This window comes from Bacteroides sp. FSHCM14E1 (genome assembly GCF_019633785.1).
In the GTDB taxonomy this organism is placed as follows: domain Bacteria; phylum Bacteroidota; class Bacteroidia; order Bacteroidales; family Bacteroidaceae; genus Bacteroides; species Bacteroides hominis.
Genome location: NZ_JADKYL010000001.1, coordinates 460,201 through 480,870, shown reverse-complemented (window position 1 = coordinate 480,870; position 20,670 = coordinate 460,201). Strand labels below are relative to the sequence as shown.

Below are 20,670 nucleotides of genomic sequence, written 5' to 3'. Positions count from 1 at the left end.
ACTAATTTATACGAAATGAAGAAAGAAAGATATTTAAGAGAGATGGATGACCAGAATGATAACGCATTTTCATTGATTGCCGATTTTGACGGAAATGAAGATCAAGTGTTTGATATTAAGGTTGGTGAAACTCTTCCGGTTCTCCCCCTCCGTAATATGGTATTGTTTCCCGGAGTATTTATGCCTGTTTCTGTAGGTAGAAAATCATCTTTGAGATTGGTGAGGGAAGCTGATAAGAAAAAATCCTATATTGCAGTAGTTTGCCAGAAAATGGCAGAAACAGACGAACCGGCATTCGAAGATTTGCATCCAATCGGAACGATAGGTAAGATTGTACGTGTGCTTGAAATGCCTGACCAGACGACAACAGTCATTATCCAAGGGATGAAACGCCTGGAGTTGAAGAACATTACAGAAACACATCCATACCTGAAAGGAGAAGTGAACATTATCGACGAAGAGATACCTTCGAAAGACGATAAGGAGTTCCAGGCATTGGTAGAAACCTGCAAAGACCTAACAATACGATATATTAAGTCATCGGACTCTTTACATCAGGAATCGGCGTTTGCCATCAAGAACTTGACGAATCACATGTTCCTGGTAGATTTTATCTGCACAAACCTTCCATTAAAGAAGGACGAGAAAATAGAATTGTTACGCATCGATTCTTTGCGCGAACGTACCTATCGGTTACTTGAAATTTTGAACCGCGAGGTACAACTGGCCGAAATTAAAGCATCTATCCAGATGCGTGCTCGTGAAGATATTGACCAGCAACAGCGTGAATATTTTCTGCAACAGCAGATAAAAACCATTCAGGATGAATTGGGTGGTGGAGGCCAGGAACAGGAAATAGAGGAAATGCGTCAGAAAGCGGAACACATGAAGTGGAGTTCCGAGGTGCATGAGACTTTTCTGAAAGAATTGGCTAAACTGGAACGTACTCATCCTCAATCACCTGATTACAGTGTGCAGTTAAATTATCTGCAGACGATGCTTAATCTTCCGTGGGGAGTATATACCACTGACAATCTGAATCTGAAGAATGCGGAAAAGACTCTTAATAAAGATCATTACGGTCTGGAAAAGGTGAAAGAGCGTATTCTGGAACATTTGGCGGTACTGAAGTTGAAAGGTGACATGAAGTCTCCTATTATCTGTTTATATGGTCCTCCGGGAGTCGGTAAGACGTCATTGGGTAAATCCATTGCCGCTGCATTGAAACGGAAATATATCCGTATGTCATTGGGAGGTGTGCACGATGAAGCGGAAATCCGCGGACATCGTAAAACTTATATCGGTGCAATGCCGGGACGTATCATCAAAAACCTGATAAAAGCCGGATCTTCTAATCCGGTGTTTATTTTGGACGAGATTGATAAAGTAAGTGCCGATCGTCAGGGAGATCCTTCTTCTGCTTTGCTTGAAGTGCTTGATCCGGAGCAGAATACGGCTTTTCATGATAATTTTCTGGATGTGGATTATGACTTGTCTAAAGTGATGTTTATCGCTACGGCAAACAATTTAAATACTATCCCGGGACCATTGCTCGACCGTATGGAGTTAATCGAAGTCAGTGGTTATATCACCGAGGAAAAAGTGGAGATCGCACGGAAGCATTTAGTGCCGAAAGAATTGGAAGCAAACGGTATGAAGAAAACCGATATCAAGATTCCCAAAGACACCTTGGAGGCTATTATCGAATCATATACACGTGAAAGCGGTGTGCGCGAACTGGAAAAGAAGATCGGTAAGATCCTTCGTAAGTCCGCCCGTCAATATGCTACGGATGGTTTCTTTTCCAAAACCGAAATTAAACCGGCTGATTTGTACGACTTCCTGGGGGCTCCGGAATATACACGTGATAAATATCAGGGCAACGATTATGCCGGTGTGGTAACAGGTTTGGCATGGACAGCTGTAGGAGGTGAGATCTTGTTTGTCGAAACCAGCTTGAGCCGTGGCAAAGGCGGTCGTCTTACTTTAACCGGAAATTTGGGTGAAGTAATGAAAGAGTCTGCAATGTTGGCACTTGAATATATCAAAGCACACGCTTCACTTCTGAACCTGAATGAAGAAATCTTTGACAACTGGAATATTCATGTCCATGTTCCCGAAGGAGCTATTCCCAAAGACGGTCCTTCGGCAGGTATCACAATGGCTACTTCATTGGCTTCTGCTTTGACACAGCGTAAAGTAAAGGCTAACCTGGCTATGACCGGCGAGATTACCTTACGTGGTAAGGTGCTTCCGGTGGGTGGTATTAAAGAGAAGATTCTGGCTGCTAAACGTGCCGGTATCAAAGAGATCATCATGAGTGCCGAAAATAAAAAGAATATTGACGAAATACAGGATATATATCTGAAAGGACTGACTTTCCATTATGTGAATGATGTAAAAGAAGTTTTTGCTATTGCGTTGACCCAGGAGAAGGTTGCCGATGCCATTGATTTATCCGTAAAGAAAGCCAGCCAGGAATGACATTCGAACTACAATATACAGACGCAAAAAGTAATGCCCGTGCCGGTCTGATCACGACAGCCCACGGGCAAATACAAACCCCTATATTTATGCCGGTAGGTACAATCGGCAGTGTGAAAGGAGTACATCAGACTGAATTGAAAGAGGATATTCAAGCTCAGATTATTCTGGGAAATACGTATCACCTTTATTTGCGTCCGGGACTGGAGGTGCTCGAGAAGGCCGGTGGGTTGCATAAGTTCAATGGATTTGATCGTCCGATGCTGACCGATAGCGGTGGTTTTCAGGTGTTTTCTTTATCCGGAATTCGTAAATTGCGTGAAGAAGGAGCTGAATTCCGTTCACATATCGATGGAAGTAAGCATATCTTCACTCCCGAAAAAGTAATGGACATCGAACGTATTATCGGTGCCGACATTATGATGGCATTTGATGAGTGTCCGCCGGGAGATTCGGATTATGAATATGCCAAAAAGTCATTGGGATTGACGCATCGCTGGCTTGACCGTTGTATTCAACGGTTCAACGAGACGGAACCTAAATATGGCTACAATCAGTCTTTGTTTCCAATTGTGCAAGGATGCGTATATCCTGATTTACGTAAACAATCCGCAGAGTATATAGCTTCTAAAGGTGCAGATGGCAATGCCATAGGCGGACTCGCTGTAGGCGAGCCTGTAGACAAGATGTACGAGATGATAGAGTTAGTGAATGAAATACTTCCGAAGGACAAACCTCGTTATCTGATGGGTGTGGGCACGCCGGTTAATATTCTTGAGGGCATTGAACGTGGAGTTGATATGTTCGACTGTGTAATGCCTACCCGTAACGGGCGAAATGGAATGTTGTTTACGAAAGATGGTATCATGAATATGCGTAATAAAAAATGGGAAGCAGACTTCTCTCCTATTGAGGCTGATGGTGCTTCGTATGTGGACACGTTGTACAGTAAAGCATATCTGCGCCATTTGTTTCATGCTCAGGAACTGTTGGCCATGCAGATAGCATCTATCCATAATCTGGCGTTTTATTTGTGGTTGGTGGGAGAAGCACGCAAGCACATTATTGCAGGGGACTTTTCAACCTGGAAACCTATGATGGTGAAAAGAGTGTCAACAAGACTATAAACTTATGAGAAGCAATCGGTTTATTAAACGCCTGGACTTGTATATCATCAAGAAATTCTTGGGGACATACGTGTTTGCTATTGCATTGATTATTTCTATTGCAGTAGTATTTGACTTTAACGAGAAAATGGATAAGTTTATGGAGCGAAGTGCACCGTGGTCGGCTATCATCTTCGATTACTACATGAACTTCATTCCTTATTTCGCAAATCTGTTCAGTCCGTTGTTCGTATTTATTGCTGTCATATTCTTTACTTCAAAGTTGGCCGAGAACTCTGAGATTATTGCGATGTTCTCTACCGGTATGAGTTTTAAACGCATGCTACGTCCTTATATGATATCGGCCGGTATCATCGCGATCTCTACCTTTATATTAGGATCGTATGTTATCCCGAGGGGAAGTGTGACGCGTTTGGATTTTGAAGATAAATACGTAAAGAAAAAAAAGACTACTTATGTACATAACATACAGTTGGAGATCGACACAGGCGTGATTGCTTATATTGATAATTATCAGGATTATAACAAAACGGGAAACCGCTTTTCGCTGGATAAGTTTGTAGATAAGAAGCTGGTGTCTCATTTGACCGCCCGCAGTATAACTTATGACACTACAGCTGTTAATAAATGGACGATCAAGGATTATATGATTCGTAATCTGGACGGATTGAAGGAGACAATTATCCGTGGGGATAAACTGGACTCCATCATACCGATGGAACCTGCCGATTTTATGATCATGCGTAATCAACAGGAAATGCTGACCAGTCCGCAATTAAGCGCTTATATTGATAAACAGCGCCAAAGAGGCATCGCTAATATCAAAGAGTTCGAGATCGAGTATCATAAGCGGATCGCCATGTCATTTGCATCGTTTATCCTGACTGTAATCGGAGTATCTCTTTCTTCAAGAAAAACAAAAGGGGGAATGGGGTTACATTTGGGAATCGGGCTTGGTTTGAGTTTCTCATACATCCTGTTCCAGACCGTAGCATCCACTTTCGCAGTGAATGGAAATATGCCTCCGGTGATCGCAATGTGGATTCCTAACTTACTATATGCACTGATTGCATTTTACTTATATAGAAAGGCTCCCAAATAATGGAGTGCATCTGAATATGAAAGGTCTAAAAATAAGAATTTCCGCCTGCTCCTGTGAAATCACAAGTGCGGGCGGAATTTTTTGTTGTATTCATTTCCTCTTTTGTCTCGTTCCCAAGACCGAAGTCCTGTAGGGAACCCCCACTTTCTTCTTACGCCTTAAAATCAACCTTTGATTTTGTTTGCATAAGCAGAAAGTTCTGCAGCAGAGATGTTTTTGGCTATAATCACACCATTTCCATCCAATAAATAGTTAGTGAAACCCCGGTTCAAACGGTATTTCTTAAACAAGCCGGAGCTTTCGCCTTTAGTTTCCACGAAACAGGTGGGCGTAACTATTTGGTCCTTACGAATGGTTTCTTTAAATACCGACTGGTACTCGTCAAACGAAACGGAAACCATTTCCACATCTTGAGAAGTTGATCGAAGCGCATTGCTTAAACTTGCGTTTTGCATCCGGGATTGCGCATCATAACTTGCCCAGAAACTAAGCAGCACATATTTACCTTTCAAATCGGTTAAATCAAGATTGTGCTGTACATCTGACGTAGTTTCGATTCTGAAATCAGGGGCTACGTCACCCACGTTCAAACCTCCGGTGGGTTTGTCTTTTTCTACGAAAGAAGTCAAGGAACTAATTAGTAATACAACAAAAATCCATTTTACATGCCTCATGTAATTCGGTTTTAGTTAATACTATCCGGGACTGTCCTCTAAACAGTGGTCTCTCCCCGAAACATCGTCTTTTTAGGCACAACAGAGAGGAATCTGTTGACTGTCAAGGCCTTTAATTCAGAAACCGGGTGCAAAGGTAAGTAAATATTATTTCAACTTCCAAATAAACAAGTAAATTTCTCACTTTTTAGGTGCAGTTTTTTATGTTATTTAGCATAAATACTGGGAATTTTCTCCTACTTTTGCAGGATACTTAATGAACAATCCGCTATGCAACCATCAAAAACAGAACTAATTCTGATCCGTATCACCGGTGAAGATCGTCCGGGACTCACAGCTTCCGTAACAGAAATATTGGCAAAATACGATGCTACTATTTTGGATATTGGTCAGGCAGACATTCATAATACTCTTTCGTTGGGTATTCTTTGTATGACTGAGGAGCAACTTTCGGGATTTATGATGAAAGAGTTACTTTTCAAAGCATCTTCTTTGGGAGTGACTATTCGTTTCTATCCAATTTCTGCGGAAGAATACGAAAGCTGGGTAAATCTGCAGGGTAAGAACCGTTATATTCTTACTTTGTTGGGACGTAAGCTCACTGCTCGTCAGATTGCAGCGGTAACCCGCATCTTAGCTGAACAGGACATGAATATTGATGCTATCAAACGTCTGACCGGACGTATTCCATTGGACGAAAGGAAAATGCACACTCGTGCTTGCATTGAGTTTTCAGTTCGTGGTACCCCCCGGGATAAAGAAGCTATGCAGGGACAATTGATGAAGTTGGCCAGTGAACTTGAAATGGACTTCTCTTTCCAGCTCGACAATATGTATCGTCGTATGCGTCGTCTAATCTGTTTTGATATGGATTCTACCTTAATAGAGACCGAAGTGATTGACGAGCTGGCTATGCGTGCGGGTGTAGGGGCCGAAGTAAAAGCAATCACCGAACGTGCCATGCGCGGGGAGATTGACTTTACGGAAAGCTTTCGCGAACGGGTTGCATTGTTGAAGGGGCTGGACGAGTCTGTTATGCAAGAGATTGCCGAGAGTTTACCAATTACCGAAGGAGTCGATCGTCTGATGTATGTACTGAAGAAATATGGTTATAAAATTGCTATTCTTTCGGGAGGCTTTACCTATTTCGGACAATACTTGCAGAAAAAATATGGTGTTGATTATGTATATGCTAATGAACTTGAAATAGTCGATGGCAAACTGACAGGCCGTTATCTGGGAGATGTAGTGGACGGAAAGCGTAAGGCGGAATTGCTCCGGCTGATTGCTCAGGTAGAAAAAGTGGATATTGCTCAAACCATTGCTGTGGGTGACGGAGCCAATGATTTGCCAATGTTGGGGATTGCAGGTCTTGGCATAGCCTTTCATGCAAAGCCTAAAGTAGTAGCCAATGCCAAGCAGTCTATTAATACAATTGGGCTTGATGGGGTACTCTATTTTCTGGGCTTTAAAGACTCATATCTGAATATGTAAGAGTGGGAATAATAAAAGAACCCGAAAAATTTGTACTACGTAGTGAATTTTCTATCTTTGCGAGCAAATAAAAAGAAACGATGAAGTTTTCCGAATTACAATTAAATGACAATGTACTTGAAGCACTCGACGCTATGCGTTTTGAGGAATGTACTCCCATACAAGAACAAGCGATTCCTGTAATACTTGAAGGTAGAGATTTAATAGCAGTAGCGCAAACGGGAACCGGAAAGACGGCTGCCTTTTTGTTGCCTATATTGAATAGATTGTCCGAAGGCGGACACCCGGAGGATGCTATTAACTGTGTGATCATGTCCCCTACTCGTGAACTGGCTCAGCAAATAGACCAGCAAATGGAAGGATTTTCTTATTTTATGCCTGTTTCAAGTGTAGCTGTCTATGGTGGAAATGACGGGATACTTTTCGAACAACAGAAGAAAGGCTTGATGCTCGGGGCTGATGTGGTTATAGCTACACCGGGACGCTTGATTGCACATCTGAGTTTGGGTTACGTTGATTTATCCCAAGTTTCTTATTTTATTCTGGATGAAGCGGATCGCATGCTTGATATGGGCTTTTATGAAGATATAATGCAGATTGTAAAATACTTGCCTAAGGAACGTCAGACCATTATGTTTTCTGCTACCATGCCCTCCAAGATACAGCAATTGGCCAATACTATTCTTAATAATCCGGCGGAGGTCAAACTGGCAGTATCAAAACCGGCTGAAAAAATCGTTCAGGCTGCCTATGTTTGTTACGAGAATCAGAAATTAGGCATTGTACGAAGTCTCTTTGCGGAGGAAGTTCCTGAAAGAGTGATCATCTTTGCATCTTCCAAATTAAAGGTAAAGGAGGTTGCAAAAGCCTTGAAAATGATGAAATTGAATGTCGGAGAGATGCATTCGGATCTTGAGCAGGCACAACGTGAGTTTATTATGCATGAGTTCAAATCGGGACGTATTAATATTCTGGTTGCTACGGACATCGTATCCAGAGGTATTGATATTGATGATATCCGTTTAGTCATCAATTTCGACGTACCGCATGACAGTGAGGATTATGTACACCGCATTGGACGTACTGCGCGTGCAAATAATGATGGAGTCGCTCTTACGTTTGTTAATGAAAAAGAACAGACAAACTTTAAAAATATCGAGAACTTTCTTGAGAAGGAAATTTATAAGATTCCTGTACCTTCAGAATTAGGAGAAGCACCTCAATATAACCCTCGTTCGAATAATAGTGGCGGAAGAGGAGGAAGAAACTTTCGGAATGGAGGTAGAAGAAACAGTAATGGGGGACGCTCTGCATCACCCAGATCGGGCAGAAAATAAGCGTACGCTTTCTGCCCCCTACCCTTTTTTTCTAAAATATGTCTCTTTGATATCTTTTACAATCAGATGCTTATTTGTATTTAGCAGCTGCTATATTCAATTGTCCATTAAAGCTAATGGTCAAATTCACAAGATTGCATACCGGACTTTCCGGAATGCAAACTAAGGCTTGGTAATGATAACCTGTGCGATCAATTCCTGTAAAATTCATATCGGACAAAATGGCTTGTTGCAAAAAGTCCGCAGGAATCACATCAACAAACATTTGTTTGGTGATATCTTTGGCATATAGACTCTTTTTGCCTTCATACACACATATATGCATCACGTTATCATAGTAAATGTTGTCCATACTGATACCATCGTCTGAATATGTTGTTTTCACTACTTTCATTTGTGACGGATTAATGTATACGTAGGCTCTGTAACGGACACCATCGTATATTACTACACTATCTTTTTTAGTAACTTCCGTATAAGTTGGGATAACTTCTGCAGATTTGCGAGAGAAGACCAATGTATCATTCGGATCTTCTGATTTATGCAACTTGACAATGTTGTCAGCCAGAGAATGAAACCAAAAAGAGTATTCACTCTGTTTGTCAATCTGGTATCGGGTTATATCTTTGCCATATGTATAAAGAGTATCTTTTAAAACCTTGAAGTAAACCGGAGTGCTCTGAGTGTCGGCATAATATATAGTATCTCCGATTATGCGCATCAGGGGAGTTTCTGTTTCATCATCAAGCCAAATGCCTTGGAGGATTTCTTTAGCTTTGGGGTCTTCATTGTCTTTAGAGGGCTGTTGTCCTTTGCCATTATTGCATGCTACGAATAAGACCATCAGTAACAATGTTGCAATGTACTTTATCATCTGTTTAATTTTGTGCAAAATTACTCATTTATATCGATAAAGATATAAAAAGGAGCTGAAAAGTAAGTCGGGGATTACAAAAAAACTCCTGACTTTTCAGCTCCGTTATTACTTTTTTGAGGATATGGATATTGGATATTATTTACCGATGCAGTGGTAAATAAAGCCTTGTTCCTCCATTTCTTTTTTATCATAAATGTTACGACCGTCCATGACTACCTGTTGTGACATTGTCTTTCTCACAACAGCCCATGAAGGCAGACGGAATTCTTTCCATTCGGTAACCAGCATCAGCGCATCGGCATCCAAAACGGCATCGTACATGTCGCGTGCATAATATATGGAGTCGCCGATCCGCCTTTTACACTCATCTGCTGCTGCCGGATCATAAGCACGTACGTGACATCCTGCTTTAAGCAACTTATCAATTAATACCAGCGCAGGTGCTTCACGCATGTCATCTGTTTCGGGTTTGAATGCCAGTCCCCATAATGCAATGGTTTTGCCTTTCAGGTTTCCATTGAACTGTTTTACTAACTTATCGAATAACAGGCTTTTTTGAGCTTCATTCACATCCTCTACAGCCCGTAATACCCGCATTTGATATCCATTCTGTTCAGCCGTTTTAATCAAAGCCTTTACATCTTTTGGAAAACATGATCCGCCATAACCGATGCCCGGATAGAGGAATTTACGTCCGATACGGGTATCTGAACCGATACCACTGCGTACCATATTGACATCGGCCCCTACCAATTCACACAAGTTCGCAATGTCGTTCATGAAACTGATCCGGGTAGCTAACATTGAGTTGGCAGCATATTTAGTCATCTCAGCAGAAGGAATGTCCATGAATATCACACGAAAGTTATTTAGCATAAACGGTTTGTAAAGCTTGGTCATTAGTTTCTCTGCACGTTCCGACTCGACGCCAATGACAACACGGTCAGGACTCATAAAATCATTAACAGCATTACCTTCTTTCAGGAATTCAGGATTCGAAGCCACATCAAATTCTATTTTGGCTCCCCGTTTGTCCAGTTCTTCCTGAATGGCAGTACGAACTTTACAGGCTGTACCTACGGGTACGGTACTCTTGGTAACTACCAGTTTATATTTTTTCATGTTCTGTCCGATAGTGCGTGCTACTGCAAGTACGTAACTCAAGTCGGCACTTCCGTCTTCATCGGGAGGGGTTCCAACAGCGGAAAACACCACTTCTACATCATCCAGGCAGCTTTCCAATGAAGTTGTAAACTTCAGTCTTCCAGCTCTGGTATTACGGATAACCATTTCTTCCAACCCATTTTCATAAATGGGAATAATACCTTTTTTAAGTGCTTCTATTTTTTCGTTGTTCGTGTCAACACAAGTGACATCCACACCTATTTCTGCAAAACAGGTTCCTGTGACCAAACCTACGTATCCGGTTCCGACAATTGCAATTTTCATATTCTTTTGATTATTGAGGGTTTCTATTCAAAATACTCTGCTGCTCGGAAATTTCCTGCCTGCCGGTCTTTTTCCGACATGACGAGTTGTGAATCGGCAATAGGCCAGTCGATGCCTAATGCCGGATCATTGTATATTATGGAGGCTTCCGCCTGAGGAGCATATATATTATCTACTTTATAAGTAAAAACGGCCTCTTCGCTTTTCACCAGAAATCCATGAGCAAAACCACGAGGAATAAAAAGCTGGCGCTTATTGTCATCACTTAGCAATACGCTGATATGTTTTCCGAACGTGGGAGACGATTTTCTTAAATCAACAGCTACATCCAAAACTTCGCCTTTAATGACGCGTACCAGTTTAGCTTGGCAATAGTCTCCTTTCTGATAATGGAGTCCGCGCAACGTGCCGAATGAAGATTTGGATTCATTATCCTGTATAAAATTTATCTGCCCGATAGTAGCATCAAACTCTTGCTGCTTAAATGCTTCCATGAAATATCCGCGCGGATCAGAAAAAATCTTCGGTTCAATGATCCACACACCATCTATTTCTGTTTGTATATAATTCATTCGTTTCTAATGATATTATTAAGTAGCGCAAAAGTAGGCATTTTTTCTAATATGACAGGTATAGATAGATAAGAAAGGAAGGTTGAGTTTAGCATTTGTTAATAATAAAATGTGCAGTTTTATGGCATATCTTGAATTAATCTGTTAATTTTGCACACATGATTGAATTGGCACAGCATATTGAAGTATTATTATTGGAGAATGATTGTGTAATTATTCCCGGATTTGGTGGATTTATCGCTCACTACGCTCCTGCTATGAGAGTGGCTGAAGAAAATATATTTCTCCCTCCTACCCGTGTTATCGGTTTCAATCCCCAATTGAGGTTGAATGACGGAGTATTAGTGCAATCATATATGGCTGTGTATGATACCAATTTCTCGGATGCCACAAAAATGGTGGAAAGAGAAGTGGCAGAGCTTATTGCCGTTCTCCATGAAGAAGGAAAAACTGATTTACCTAATATTGGAGAAATCCGTTATACTATTCATAACACTTACGAGTTTATTCCATACGACAATAAAATTACTACTCCTTATCTTTACGGACTCGATTCGTTTGAGATAAAAGAGTTAACGTCTTTACGACGTCCGGAAAGAGAGAAAATTCTTCCGCTCATTCCTAAAGAAAAGAAAAATCGTGAAATCAGCGTAAACTGGGCATTTTTAAGAAATGCAGTAGCAATGATTGCTGCGGTTACATTGTTTTTTCTAATGTCTACTCCTGTCCAAAATACATATGTAGAAAAGGGTAATTATGCTCGATTGCTTCCTACTGATTTGTTTGAGAAGATAGAAAAACAATCGGTAGCAATGACTCCGGTTATGCTGAAAGCAAACGTTGCTACTCCACAAGCTAAACCGGTAACTACAAAGAAGAAAACGACGACTGTCTATAAAGCGTCTGTAACAAAACCGGTTGCAGTAAAAGAAGTAAAAGTTGCCCATCCGGAAAAGCCAATGAAAACAGCTGATGCAAAGGTTACAGAAGCTTCTTTTCCATATCATATAATCATAGCCAGTGTAGCTAATACCAAGGATGCTGAGTTAATGGCTGCCGAATTGAAAACTAAAGGTTATGCAGGTGCCAGTGTATTGACAGGTGACGGCAAAATTCGTGTTAGCATAATGTCATGTGCCAATCGTGAAGACGCTAACCGTCAATTGTTGAAATTAAGAGAGAACGAGGCTTATAAGAATGCCTGGATGCTGGCTAAATAAATATTTTTATAATGAAAAGAATTCTTTGCCCTAAGTGTGAAAATTACCTTTCTTTTGATGAAACCAAATATAGCGAAGGCCAATCATTGGTTTTTGTATGTGAACATTGTGGTAAACAGTTTAGTATCCGACTGGGAAAGAGCAAAATAAAAGCTTCCCGTAAGGAAGAGAAGTTGGACGAGGAGGTATATAAAGAAGGATATGGCTGTATCGTCGTGATTGAGAACGTATTTGGTTTCAAACAAGTCCTACCCCTGCAGGAAGGTGATAACATCATTGGGCGTCGATGTATCGGTACAAATATCAATACTCCGATTGAAACCGGCGATATGAGTATGGACAGACGTCACTGCATTATCAATGTAAAACGTAACAAGCAGGGGGAATTAGTTTATACTTTACGTGATGCCCCGAGTCTGACAGGTACTTTTCTTATGAACGAAATTTTGGGTGATAAAGACCGTATTCGTATTGAAGACGGAGCTATCATTACTATTGGAGCTACTACTATTATTCTCCGTTCTGCAAGAAAAAGAGAGGAAATCTGAATTCTCAATAGAGTATGAACAGTGATATACTTTTCATGCTAATGATCTGAAAAACAATATTTTTAGGAAGTTAATATCGTAAAGGCAGGAAGTTAACTTCTTGCAAACAAGATATTAACTTTCTATCCTTTATGAAGTTAATATCTTACCCCTCCCTTTAAAAAAGTGTTTTTCCCATATTATTTTAAAGTTTAAATTCATAAATATCTGGTTTGTCTTTGCATCTCTAAGTAATTTTTTTAATTTTGTGTTCGATAACGATAAATAAAATCGAAATATAAATAGAATATATTGTATTTATAATCAACAATATACCTTGGCTTTAATACAAATAACTATTCTGTACAATAAAAACACAAAGAAATGAAAAAATTTATGGGTAAGAACTTCCTGCTGCAAACAGAAACGGCTCAGGAATTATATCACGAACATGCATCTAAGATGCCGATTATTGATTATCACTGTCATTTAGTTCCCCAGATGGTAGCGGACGATTACCAGTTTAAATCTATAACCGAAATCTGGCTCGGTGGTGATCATTATAAATGGCGTGCCATGCGCTCAAATGGTGTGGAGGAGCGTTTTTGTACAGGAAAAGACACATCAGATTGGGAAAAATTTGAGAAATGGGCGGAAACAGTTCCATATACCTTACGTAATCCTTTATATCACTGGACTCATCTGGAATTGAAAACAGCATTTGGTATTGATAAAATATTGAACCCCAAAACAGCACGTGAAATTTATGATGAATGTAACGATAAACTGGCTTCTCCAGAATATTCTGCCCGTGGAATGATGCGTCGCTATCATGTGGAAGTCGTTTGTACGACCGATGATCCTATCGATTCATTGGAGTATCACATTAAAACACGTGAAAGTGGATTTGAAATAAAGATGTTACCCACTTGGCGGCCGGATAAAGTGATGGCTGTAGAAATACCATCAGACTTTCGTGCTTATGTTGAAAAACTATCGGAAATAAGTGAGGTCGATATCTCTGATTTTGACGATATGATAACAGCCTTGCGTAAACGCCACGATTACTTTGCCGATCAGGGATGTAAGCTGTCTGATCATGGAATCGAAGAATTTTATGCTGAAGAGTATACGGATAGCGAGATTAAAGCTATTTTCAATAAAATTTATGGTGGATCTGAACTAACAAAAGAGGAGGTTCTGAAATTTAAATCGGCTATGTTGATTATACTGGGTGAAATGGATTGGGAGAAGGGATGGACACAACAATTTCACTATGGTGCAATTCGCAATAACAACAGTCGGATGTTTAAATTGCTGGGACCTGATACTGGGTTTGATTCCATTGGTGAGTTTATGACCGCTAAAGCAATGAGTAAATTTCTGGACCGTCTGAATTCAAAAGGTAGACTGGCCAAAACAATTCTATATAATCTGAATCCTTGTGCAAATGAAATGATTGCTACTATGATAGGTAATTTTCAGGATGGCAGTATCCCCGGAAAAATTCAGTTTGGATCGGGGTGGTGGTTTCTTGATCAGAAGGATGGAATGGAAAAACAATTGAACGCCCTTTCTTTACTTGGATTGTTGAGTCGCTTTGTAGGAATGCTGACGGATTCTCGTTCTTTCCTCTCCTACCCTCGTCATGAGTACTTCCGCCGTACATTGTGTAATCTATTGGGGCGTGATGTGGAAAGCGGTGAAATACCGGCATCTGAGATGGACCGTGTCTGTCAGATGGTTAAAGATATCAGCTATTTTAATGCTAAAAACTTTTTTCAGTTTTAATTACCTGTTTATTTAACTGTTATAATAAATTAAGTCGGAAACTGGTTCTCCAAGCCTTTTTCCGGCTTTTATTTCATGAGTGGCTGGTCGGATTGGCAAAAAATCTTATCTTTGCGTTCGATTATCAATTAAAAAAAGAAAAACATAAATGAACAATTCCCCTCAGCCTGCTGCTAAAGGGTTCACAAGAGCCTTTTATGTCAGCAACACAGTCGAACTGTTTGAACGCATGGCTTACTATGCCGTGTTTATCGTTCTCACTATTTATCTATCTACAATTTTAGGTTTTAATGATTTTGAAGCAAGTATGATTTCCGGCCTTTTTTCCGGTGGATTATACTTGCTTCCTATTTTTACCGGAGCATATGCCGATAAAATCGGTTTTCGCAAATCAATGCTTGTTGCTTTTTCATTATTGACAGCCGGATACTTGGGCCTGGGAGTATTACCCACGTTACTTGAAAGCGGCGGATTAGTGACTTATGGAGAAAGCACTCATTTCGATGGACTGACGGATAGTGCCTCCCGTTGGTTGATAGTCCCGGTTCTATTTATAATTATGATAGGCGGCGCATTTATTAAATCGGTTATTTCAGCTTCTGTTGCCAAGGAAACAACTGAAGCGACTCGGGCACGCGGATATTCTATTTTTTATATGATGGTTAATATCGGTGCCTTTACCGGTAAAACGGTTATCGATCCTCTACGGAATGTTATTGGTGACCAAGCTTATATCTATATTAACTATTTCTCAGGAGTCATGACTCTCATCGCTTTGTTGGCTGTTTTCTTTTTGTATAAATCGACTCATACCGTAGGAGAAGGAAAGAGTATGCGTGAGATCGGACAAGGTTTCTTGCGTATTGTCACTAATTGGCGTTTGCTGATCTTAATCCTTATTATTACGGGATTCTGGATGGTACAACATCAGCTTTATGCTACAATGCCTAAGTATGTTATTCGCATGGCTGGTGAAACTGCAAAACCGGGGTGGATTGCCAATGTAAATCCTTTTGTCGTTGTTTGTTGTGTGAGCTTTGTGACTCGCTGGATGGCCAGACGAAGTGCTATCACTTCGATGAATATTGGTATGTTTCTGATTCCGATATCAGCGCTGTTGATGGCATGTGGTAATCTCTTGGGCAATGAAGTTATCTCGGGAATGAGTAATATTACGTTGATGATGATTGCCGGCATCGTGGTACAAGGCTTGGCAGAATGCTTTATTTCTCCGCGTTATCTGGAATATTTCTCTTTACAAGCTCCTAAAGGTGAAGAAGGCATGTACTTAGGTTTTAGCCATCTTCACTCTTTTTTGTCTTCTATTTTTGGCTTTGGGCTCGCAGGGGTGCTGCTGACCAAGTATTGTCCGGATCCTGCCCTGTTTGAATCCAGAGAAGCTTGGGAAGCCGCCAGTGTAAATGCTCATTACATCTGGTATTACTTTGCAGCAATCGGTTTGATTGCAGCAATTGCATTGCTTATTTTTGCAAAAATCACCGATTTCATCGATAAAAAGAAGAAAGCTAACACCTGATTGTTTCCTTTTTTATGTATATTTGCCGTCACTTTGCCATAAAAGTTGACGGCAATTTGCATTTAAAAGAAGAGAATAATAATGAAGATTAGATTTATAAGCCTGGCAAGTGGCAGTAGCGGAAACTGTTATTATCTGGGTACCGAAAAATACGGCATACTCATTGATGCAGGTATCGGAATTCGTACCATAAAAAAAACGTTGAGAGATATAAATGTGACGATGGATTCGATACGCGCAGTGTTTATAACGCATGATCATGCTGATCATATCAAAGCTGTGGGGCATTTAGGTGAGAAGTTGAATATTCCGGTATATACCACAGCACGTATACATGCGGGGATTAATAAAAGTTATTGTATGACAGAAAAATTGCATGCTTCTGTACGCTATCTGGAGAAAGAAGAGCCTATGCAATTGGAAGACTTCCGCATTGAATCTTTTGAAGTTCCACATGACGGAACAGACAATGTGGGTTATTGTATAGAAGTTGATGGTAAAGTCTTTTCTTTTCTAACAGATTTGGGAGAGATTACTCCGACTGCTGCCCGATATATCTGTAAAGCCCATTATTTGATTCTTGAAGCTAATTATGATGAAGAAATGCTTCGTATGGGACCTTATCCTACATATCTGAAAGAACGTATTTCAAGTAGTACAGGCCATATGAGTAATGTAGATACTGCCGACTTTCTTGCTGAGAATATCACGGAACATCTTCGTTATATCTGGCTTTGTCATCTGAGCAAAGATAATAATCATCCGGAACTGGCTTATAAAACGGTTGAATGGAAATTAAAGAATAAAGGCGTCATTGTTGGGAAGGATGTGCAACTGCTTGCTTTAAAGAGAAATACGCCATCAGAGCTCTATGAATTTGAGTAAGTGTGAGAAAAAAAGAATAAAAAAAGATCCCTATTTGTTTTGCAATATGAAATAAAAGCCCTACTTTTGCAACCGCAAACGAGAAACAAGCACTCTTAGCTCAGCTGGTAGAGCAATTGACTCTTAATCAATGGGTCCAGGGTTCGAGTCCCTGAGGGTGTACAAAAGGAGATTATTTATAATCTCCTTTTTGTTTTTGTGACATTTTGAAATATTATCTTATCTTTGTCGCCGCAAAGAATAAAATTGATGAAAACAACTTATCTGTTTGACATACTTGTCGATTATTTGGAACTGGCTTAGCTACGGTTTCACCTTATTTTGATATGCCTTTTCTCGTAATGGTATATCTCATTCTTCTTTTCCTCCTGTATAAATGCAACAGAGGAATGATCTCATTCTTTATCTTATTTCAACTTTAATATGAATAATTGGAAGAAAAAGTTTATTATTATATGGACCGGGCAGCTATTCTCTATACTAAGTAGTTCTATTGCCCAGTTCTCTATTGTTTTGTGGATTAGTCTTAAAACTGGTTCTGCAGAAGTATTGTCATTTGCAACAATTGCTGCCCTATTGCCACAGGCGGTATTAGGTCCTTTTGCCGGTGTATTTGTCGATCGTTGGAATCGTAAGTGGACTATGATTGGAGCAGATAGCTTCGTCGCCCTTTGTTCCGGTATAATTGCATTGTTGTTTTATCTTGATACAGTTGAGCTATGGCATATATATTTTTTGCTTATGTTGCGCTCTGTTGGTGGTGCATTTCATACGCCTGCCATGAAATCGTCTGTGCCATTGCTGGCACCCGAGAAAGAGCTTATGCGCATTGCAGGTATCAATCAGGCGATTCAGTCAGTATGTAACATCGGTGGACCGGCTCTCGGGGCTATATTACTGCTTGCCTTCGACATGAGCCTTGTTATGCTTTTGGATGTATTTGGAGCCATAATAGCTTGTACAGCTTTACTTTTTGTGTATATTCCTAATCCTAAAAAAGAAAATGCTTCTGCTAAGAATGTGCTTTATGATATGCGAGATGGGTTTAATGTCATCATGCGCAACAAAGGAGTCAGTTGGGTTATGGTAACAGAAGTTCTTGTTACATTTTTTGTTATGCCTATGGTAGCTTTGATGCCATTGATGACCTTGAAGAATTTCTCGGGAACGGCATATCAGGTGAGTTTGATAGAGGCCCTTTTCGGTGCAGGCATGCTGGCCGGTGGTGCATTGCTGGGTGTTTGGAATCCTAAGATACGGAAAATTCTGCTGATTGCCACCTCTTACTTTTTACTCGGTCTGGCGTTGGCATTCTGTGGAGTGCTTCCGGCTGAAGGCTTTATCTATTTTGCCATACTAACAGTAGCACAGGGCATAGTTGTTCCGTTCTTTTCCGGACCTTTTACTTCATTGCTTCAAACTCAATTTGAACCGGCATATTTAGGACGGGTATTTTCACTTTTTGATAGCGTGAGCTTACTCCCCTCTATTATAGGGTTGTTTATTACGGGATTTGTTGCTGATAATCTGGGGATAGCCAATATTTTCATTTATTGCGGAATAGCAATTGTGCTTACCGCCGTTTTGATGATGTGTATTCCAGCCGTTAGGGATTTGGAAAGAAAAGGCAGGTAGAACGAATTTATTTATTATAAGTCATCCGTTTATGCTCACTGTTTATCTCTTGGGTTGTGAAGAGATAAACAGTGAGCATCTTATGAAATATAGTATAACCTGAATATATTAAAGACTATTGATTAGAAAATGAATTGGAATCTTCCCTGAACTACGCTGAAGTTTTGGTTGCTTATCTCTTTTATATTAGCTCCGGGTATCATATAGCTATAGTTTAATTTTACTCCGATGTATTTATTAATGTAATAATTAAGTCCAACGGAGATATCTTTTTGTTCTCCTCCCCAGATAGCAGCTTTTCCGTCATTAAGTGTTAGATAATTAAATCGGGAACAGAGCTCCAGGCTTTTTCCTTTCGGCCGGCCGGGACATGCGACTGATTCGTCATATAAATAAGTCTGACCGGCTAAAAGCCAAGAGCATTGAAGATAACCACCTTGTGCTACATAATTTTCAAATGCATCATCCCGCTTCACATGTGTGCGTATATATTCACTTTGCAGACAAAAACGGTGATAATAAACCAATAATTCGGTGCCAAACTTTATCTGATGTGTCGCATGGTCGACAGTGGCTGCAACAATGTTTCGGTTGTCAATCGTGCTCACTCCAGGAGATTTATAAGAAAATACGTTTTTGTCTTCTTCATTCAATGAACCGTCAGGAGTACGATAGATTGTTGCAAACCCTATATGGATAAGCTTCTCATTTTCAAATACCGGTCGATATACTATCCTGCCATCCAACGCATAGCCTTGTGAAACATTTTTCAGATTATTGACATCATTGTCGGTAAATGCCCCTCCCGACAAATAGTAACGTTTACTTCTATAGCTATATGCGACTCCCATTCGCCGACTGTTTGTCAAGGCAAGAACGACTCCGGGAGATTGATTAAAGCGAAGGTCGAAAGTACTACACAGCATTTCTAAGCTGAAGGGTTCATAAAATTGTCCAACCTGTATAGTGTGCTTTTTTTGTGTATACATTGCGTAAGCATCCTTGATTGCTGCTTTATTGCCCGTATAGCCTATTTCAACTTTCATATTCCAGTTTTGATAAGCAACTTTTGCGCTTATGCGAAGATCACCAAATTCCACTCCATTACCAAAATGGTTATCATTTTTAAGATATACGCCTCCATCCAGAAGCATTCGTCCTGTCACTTTACATTGTAGTTTGTCCGAGTTGGGCTGTGCCGAAGATAATAAAGCGTAAGATATGCCCAACAAGTAGGAAAAAGTGTGTTTTAGATATAAGTTCATTTGTTATTAGATTTTTAGCCTTGCTATTTATTTCGGATACAAAAATACATTAAAAGAAATATAGATGAAATGAATATTTATAATTTATTGATATATTGATTTTTTTTCATTAGAAGATTGTAATATAAATCTAATTAAATAGATACAGATAATTTTATAAATTATATATTATAAGAGGTATTATACATTTATCTGTTGAATTATAATAGTTTACGTAAATCGTACTATATAAAATGCTTTAATGTGCGATTAAAAAAACTTTTTTAAAACTTAATCTTTGACCGGAATATGTTTTTTCTTTACTAAATCTTAATTCGACGCTTCTTGGTCTAATATAGATTATTGTAAATGAGACAATTTATCATGTATGATTATTTATGAATGAATACTTAAAAAGATACAAGTGTTTCATTAGACAGAATAAAAGACATTCTTTAGACGAAAAAATTCCTTCAAACATTTGCAGTTTAAAAATAAAGGTTTACCTTTGCACCCGAAATCAAGAACGCTTGATAACATGCACTCTTAGCTCAGCTGGTAGAGCAATTGACTCTTAATCAATGGGTCCAGGGTTCGAGTCCCTGAGGGTGTACAAATGGTATTGAAAACCAGTAAGTTATAAGAATTACCCCTCTATTTACCCCTCTAATAGGGGTTGATGAGAGGATTTCTTGTTTAAGAGTAAGCCAAACCC

16 protein-coding genes and 2 tRNA genes are annotated in these 20,670 nt (G+C 39.8%); 13 read left to right on the top strand and 5 right to left on the bottom strand.

Annotated elements, in window-relative coordinates:
- Positions 1-15 precede the first annotated feature (15 nt).
- The 3 genes from lon to ISX59_RS02070 are packed head-to-tail and all read left to right on the top strand — an operon-like array spanning position 16 to position 4,713.
- Positions 16-2,484: an endopeptidase La gene (gene lon / locus ISX59_RS02080; RefSeq protein ID WP_032530004.1), complete on the top strand. Its 2,469-nt coding sequence runs from the start codon at positions 16-18 to the stop codon at positions 2,482-2,484.
- A complete protein-coding gene (gene tgt / locus ISX59_RS02075; RefSeq protein WP_005806101.1) occupies positions 2,481-3,611 on the top strand; it encodes a tRNA guanosine(34) transglycosylase Tgt in 1,131 nt (376 codons plus the stop codon). Before lon ends, tgt begins: the two co-directional genes overlap by 4 nt.
- Before the next feature lie 4 nt (positions 3,612-3,615).
- A complete protein-coding gene (locus ISX59_RS02070) occupies positions 3,616-4,713 on the top strand; it encodes an LptF/LptG family permease (RefSeq protein ID WP_005777794.1) in 1,098 nt (365 codons plus the stop codon).
- A gap of 164 nt (positions 4,714-4,877) precedes the next feature.
- On the opposite strand, the gene ISX59_RS02065 is transcribed toward ISX59_RS02070, so the two are convergent.
- The gene (locus tag ISX59_RS02065) at positions 4,878-5,387 is read right to left on the bottom strand and encodes a thioredoxin family protein (RefSeq protein ID WP_005777789.1); all 510 of its coding nucleotides are present in this window, start codon (positions 5,385-5,387) and stop codon (positions 4,878-4,880) included.
- Between the two features lie 270 nt (positions 5,388-5,657).
- On the opposite strand from ISX59_RS02065, the gene serB reads away from it, so the two are divergent.
- Complete coding sequence (serB, locus tag ISX59_RS02060) at positions 5,658-6,881, top strand: phosphoserine phosphatase SerB (protein ID WP_005777787.1); 1,224 nt, start codon at positions 5,658-5,660, stop codon at positions 6,879-6,881.
- 80 nt (positions 6,882-6,961) lie between these two features.
- Entirely contained in the window at positions 6,962-8,218 is a 1,257-nt protein-coding gene (locus ISX59_RS02055) for a DEAD/DEAH box helicase (protein WP_032539288.1), read from the top strand.
- A 70-nt stretch (positions 8,219-8,288) separates the two neighbouring features.
- On the opposite strand, the gene ISX59_RS02050 is transcribed toward ISX59_RS02055, so the two are convergent.
- The 3 genes from ISX59_RS02050 to rfbC form a co-directional block, all read right to left on the bottom strand.
- Positions 8,289-9,092, bottom strand: a complete 804-nt coding sequence (locus tag ISX59_RS02050) for a DUF4738 domain-containing protein (protein WP_220575603.1) — start codon at positions 9,090-9,092, stop codon at positions 8,289-8,291.
- A gap of 138 nt (positions 9,093-9,230) precedes the next feature.
- The gene (locus tag ISX59_RS02045; RefSeq protein ID WP_022011012.1) at positions 9,231-10,544 is read right to left on the bottom strand and encodes a UDP-glucose/GDP-mannose dehydrogenase family protein; all 1,314 of its coding nucleotides are present in this window, start codon (positions 10,542-10,544) and stop codon (positions 9,231-9,233) included.
- Between the two features lie 23 nt (positions 10,545-10,567).
- On the bottom strand, positions 10,568-11,116 hold the full coding sequence (gene rfbC, locus ISX59_RS02040) for a dTDP-4-dehydrorhamnose 3,5-epimerase (protein WP_022011013.1): 549 nt from the start codon (positions 11,114-11,116) through the stop codon (positions 10,568-10,570).
- A gap of 158 nt (positions 11,117-11,274) precedes the next feature.
- Here rfbC and ISX59_RS02035 point away from each other — a divergent pair, with 158 nt between their 5' ends.
- The 7 genes from ISX59_RS02035 to ISX59_RS02005 all read left to right on the top strand — a co-directional run bounded on the left by ISX59_RS02035 (position 11,275) and on the right by ISX59_RS02005 (position 18,711).
- Positions 11,275-12,336 carry an SPOR domain-containing protein gene (locus ISX59_RS02035; protein WP_032539289.1) on the top strand — a complete coding sequence of 354 codons (1,062 nt, stop codon included), beginning with the start codon at positions 11,275-11,277 and terminating at the stop codon, positions 12,334-12,336.
- Between the two features lie 11 nt (positions 12,337-12,347).
- Positions 12,348-12,884 (top strand): FHA domain-containing protein, encoded by a 537-nt coding sequence (locus tag ISX59_RS02030; RefSeq protein WP_032539290.1) that lies wholly within the window; start codon positions 12,348-12,350, stop codon positions 12,882-12,884.
- A gap of 363 nt (positions 12,885-13,247) precedes the next feature.
- A complete protein-coding gene (gene uxaC / locus ISX59_RS02025; RefSeq protein WP_032539291.1) occupies positions 13,248-14,654 on the top strand; it encodes a glucuronate isomerase in 1,407 nt (468 codons plus the stop codon).
- A gap of 148 nt (positions 14,655-14,802) precedes the next feature.
- Positions 14,803-16,191: an MFS transporter gene (locus ISX59_RS02020; RefSeq protein ID WP_032539292.1), complete on the top strand. Its 1,389-nt coding sequence runs from the start codon at positions 14,803-14,805 to the stop codon at positions 16,189-16,191.
- An 81-nt stretch (positions 16,192-16,272) separates the two neighbouring features.
- Positions 16,273-17,076: an MBL fold metallo-hydrolase gene (locus tag ISX59_RS02015; protein WP_005777763.1), complete on the top strand. Its 804-nt coding sequence runs from the start codon at positions 16,273-16,275 to the stop codon at positions 17,074-17,076.
- A gap of 89 nt (positions 17,077-17,165) precedes the next feature.
- Positions 17,166-17,238: transfer RNA gene (locus ISX59_RS02010), tRNA-Lys, on the top strand.
- 261 nt (positions 17,239-17,499) lie between these two features.
- Complete coding sequence (locus tag ISX59_RS02005; protein ID WP_032530007.1) at positions 17,500-18,711, top strand: MFS transporter; 1,212 nt, start codon at positions 17,500-17,502, stop codon at positions 18,709-18,711.
- A 122-nt stretch (positions 18,712-18,833) separates the two neighbouring features.
- On the opposite strand, the gene ISX59_RS02000 is transcribed toward ISX59_RS02005, so the two are convergent.
- Positions 18,834-19,976 (bottom strand): OprO/OprP family phosphate-selective porin, encoded by a 1,143-nt coding sequence (locus ISX59_RS02000; protein ID WP_032539293.1) that lies wholly within the window; start codon positions 19,974-19,976, stop codon positions 18,834-18,836.
- Between the two features lie 519 nt (positions 19,977-20,495).
- On the opposite strand from ISX59_RS02000, the gene ISX59_RS01995 reads away from it, so the two are divergent.
- Positions 20,496-20,568 (top strand) — tRNA-Lys (locus ISX59_RS01995).
- Positions 20,569-20,670 lie beyond the last annotated feature (102 nt).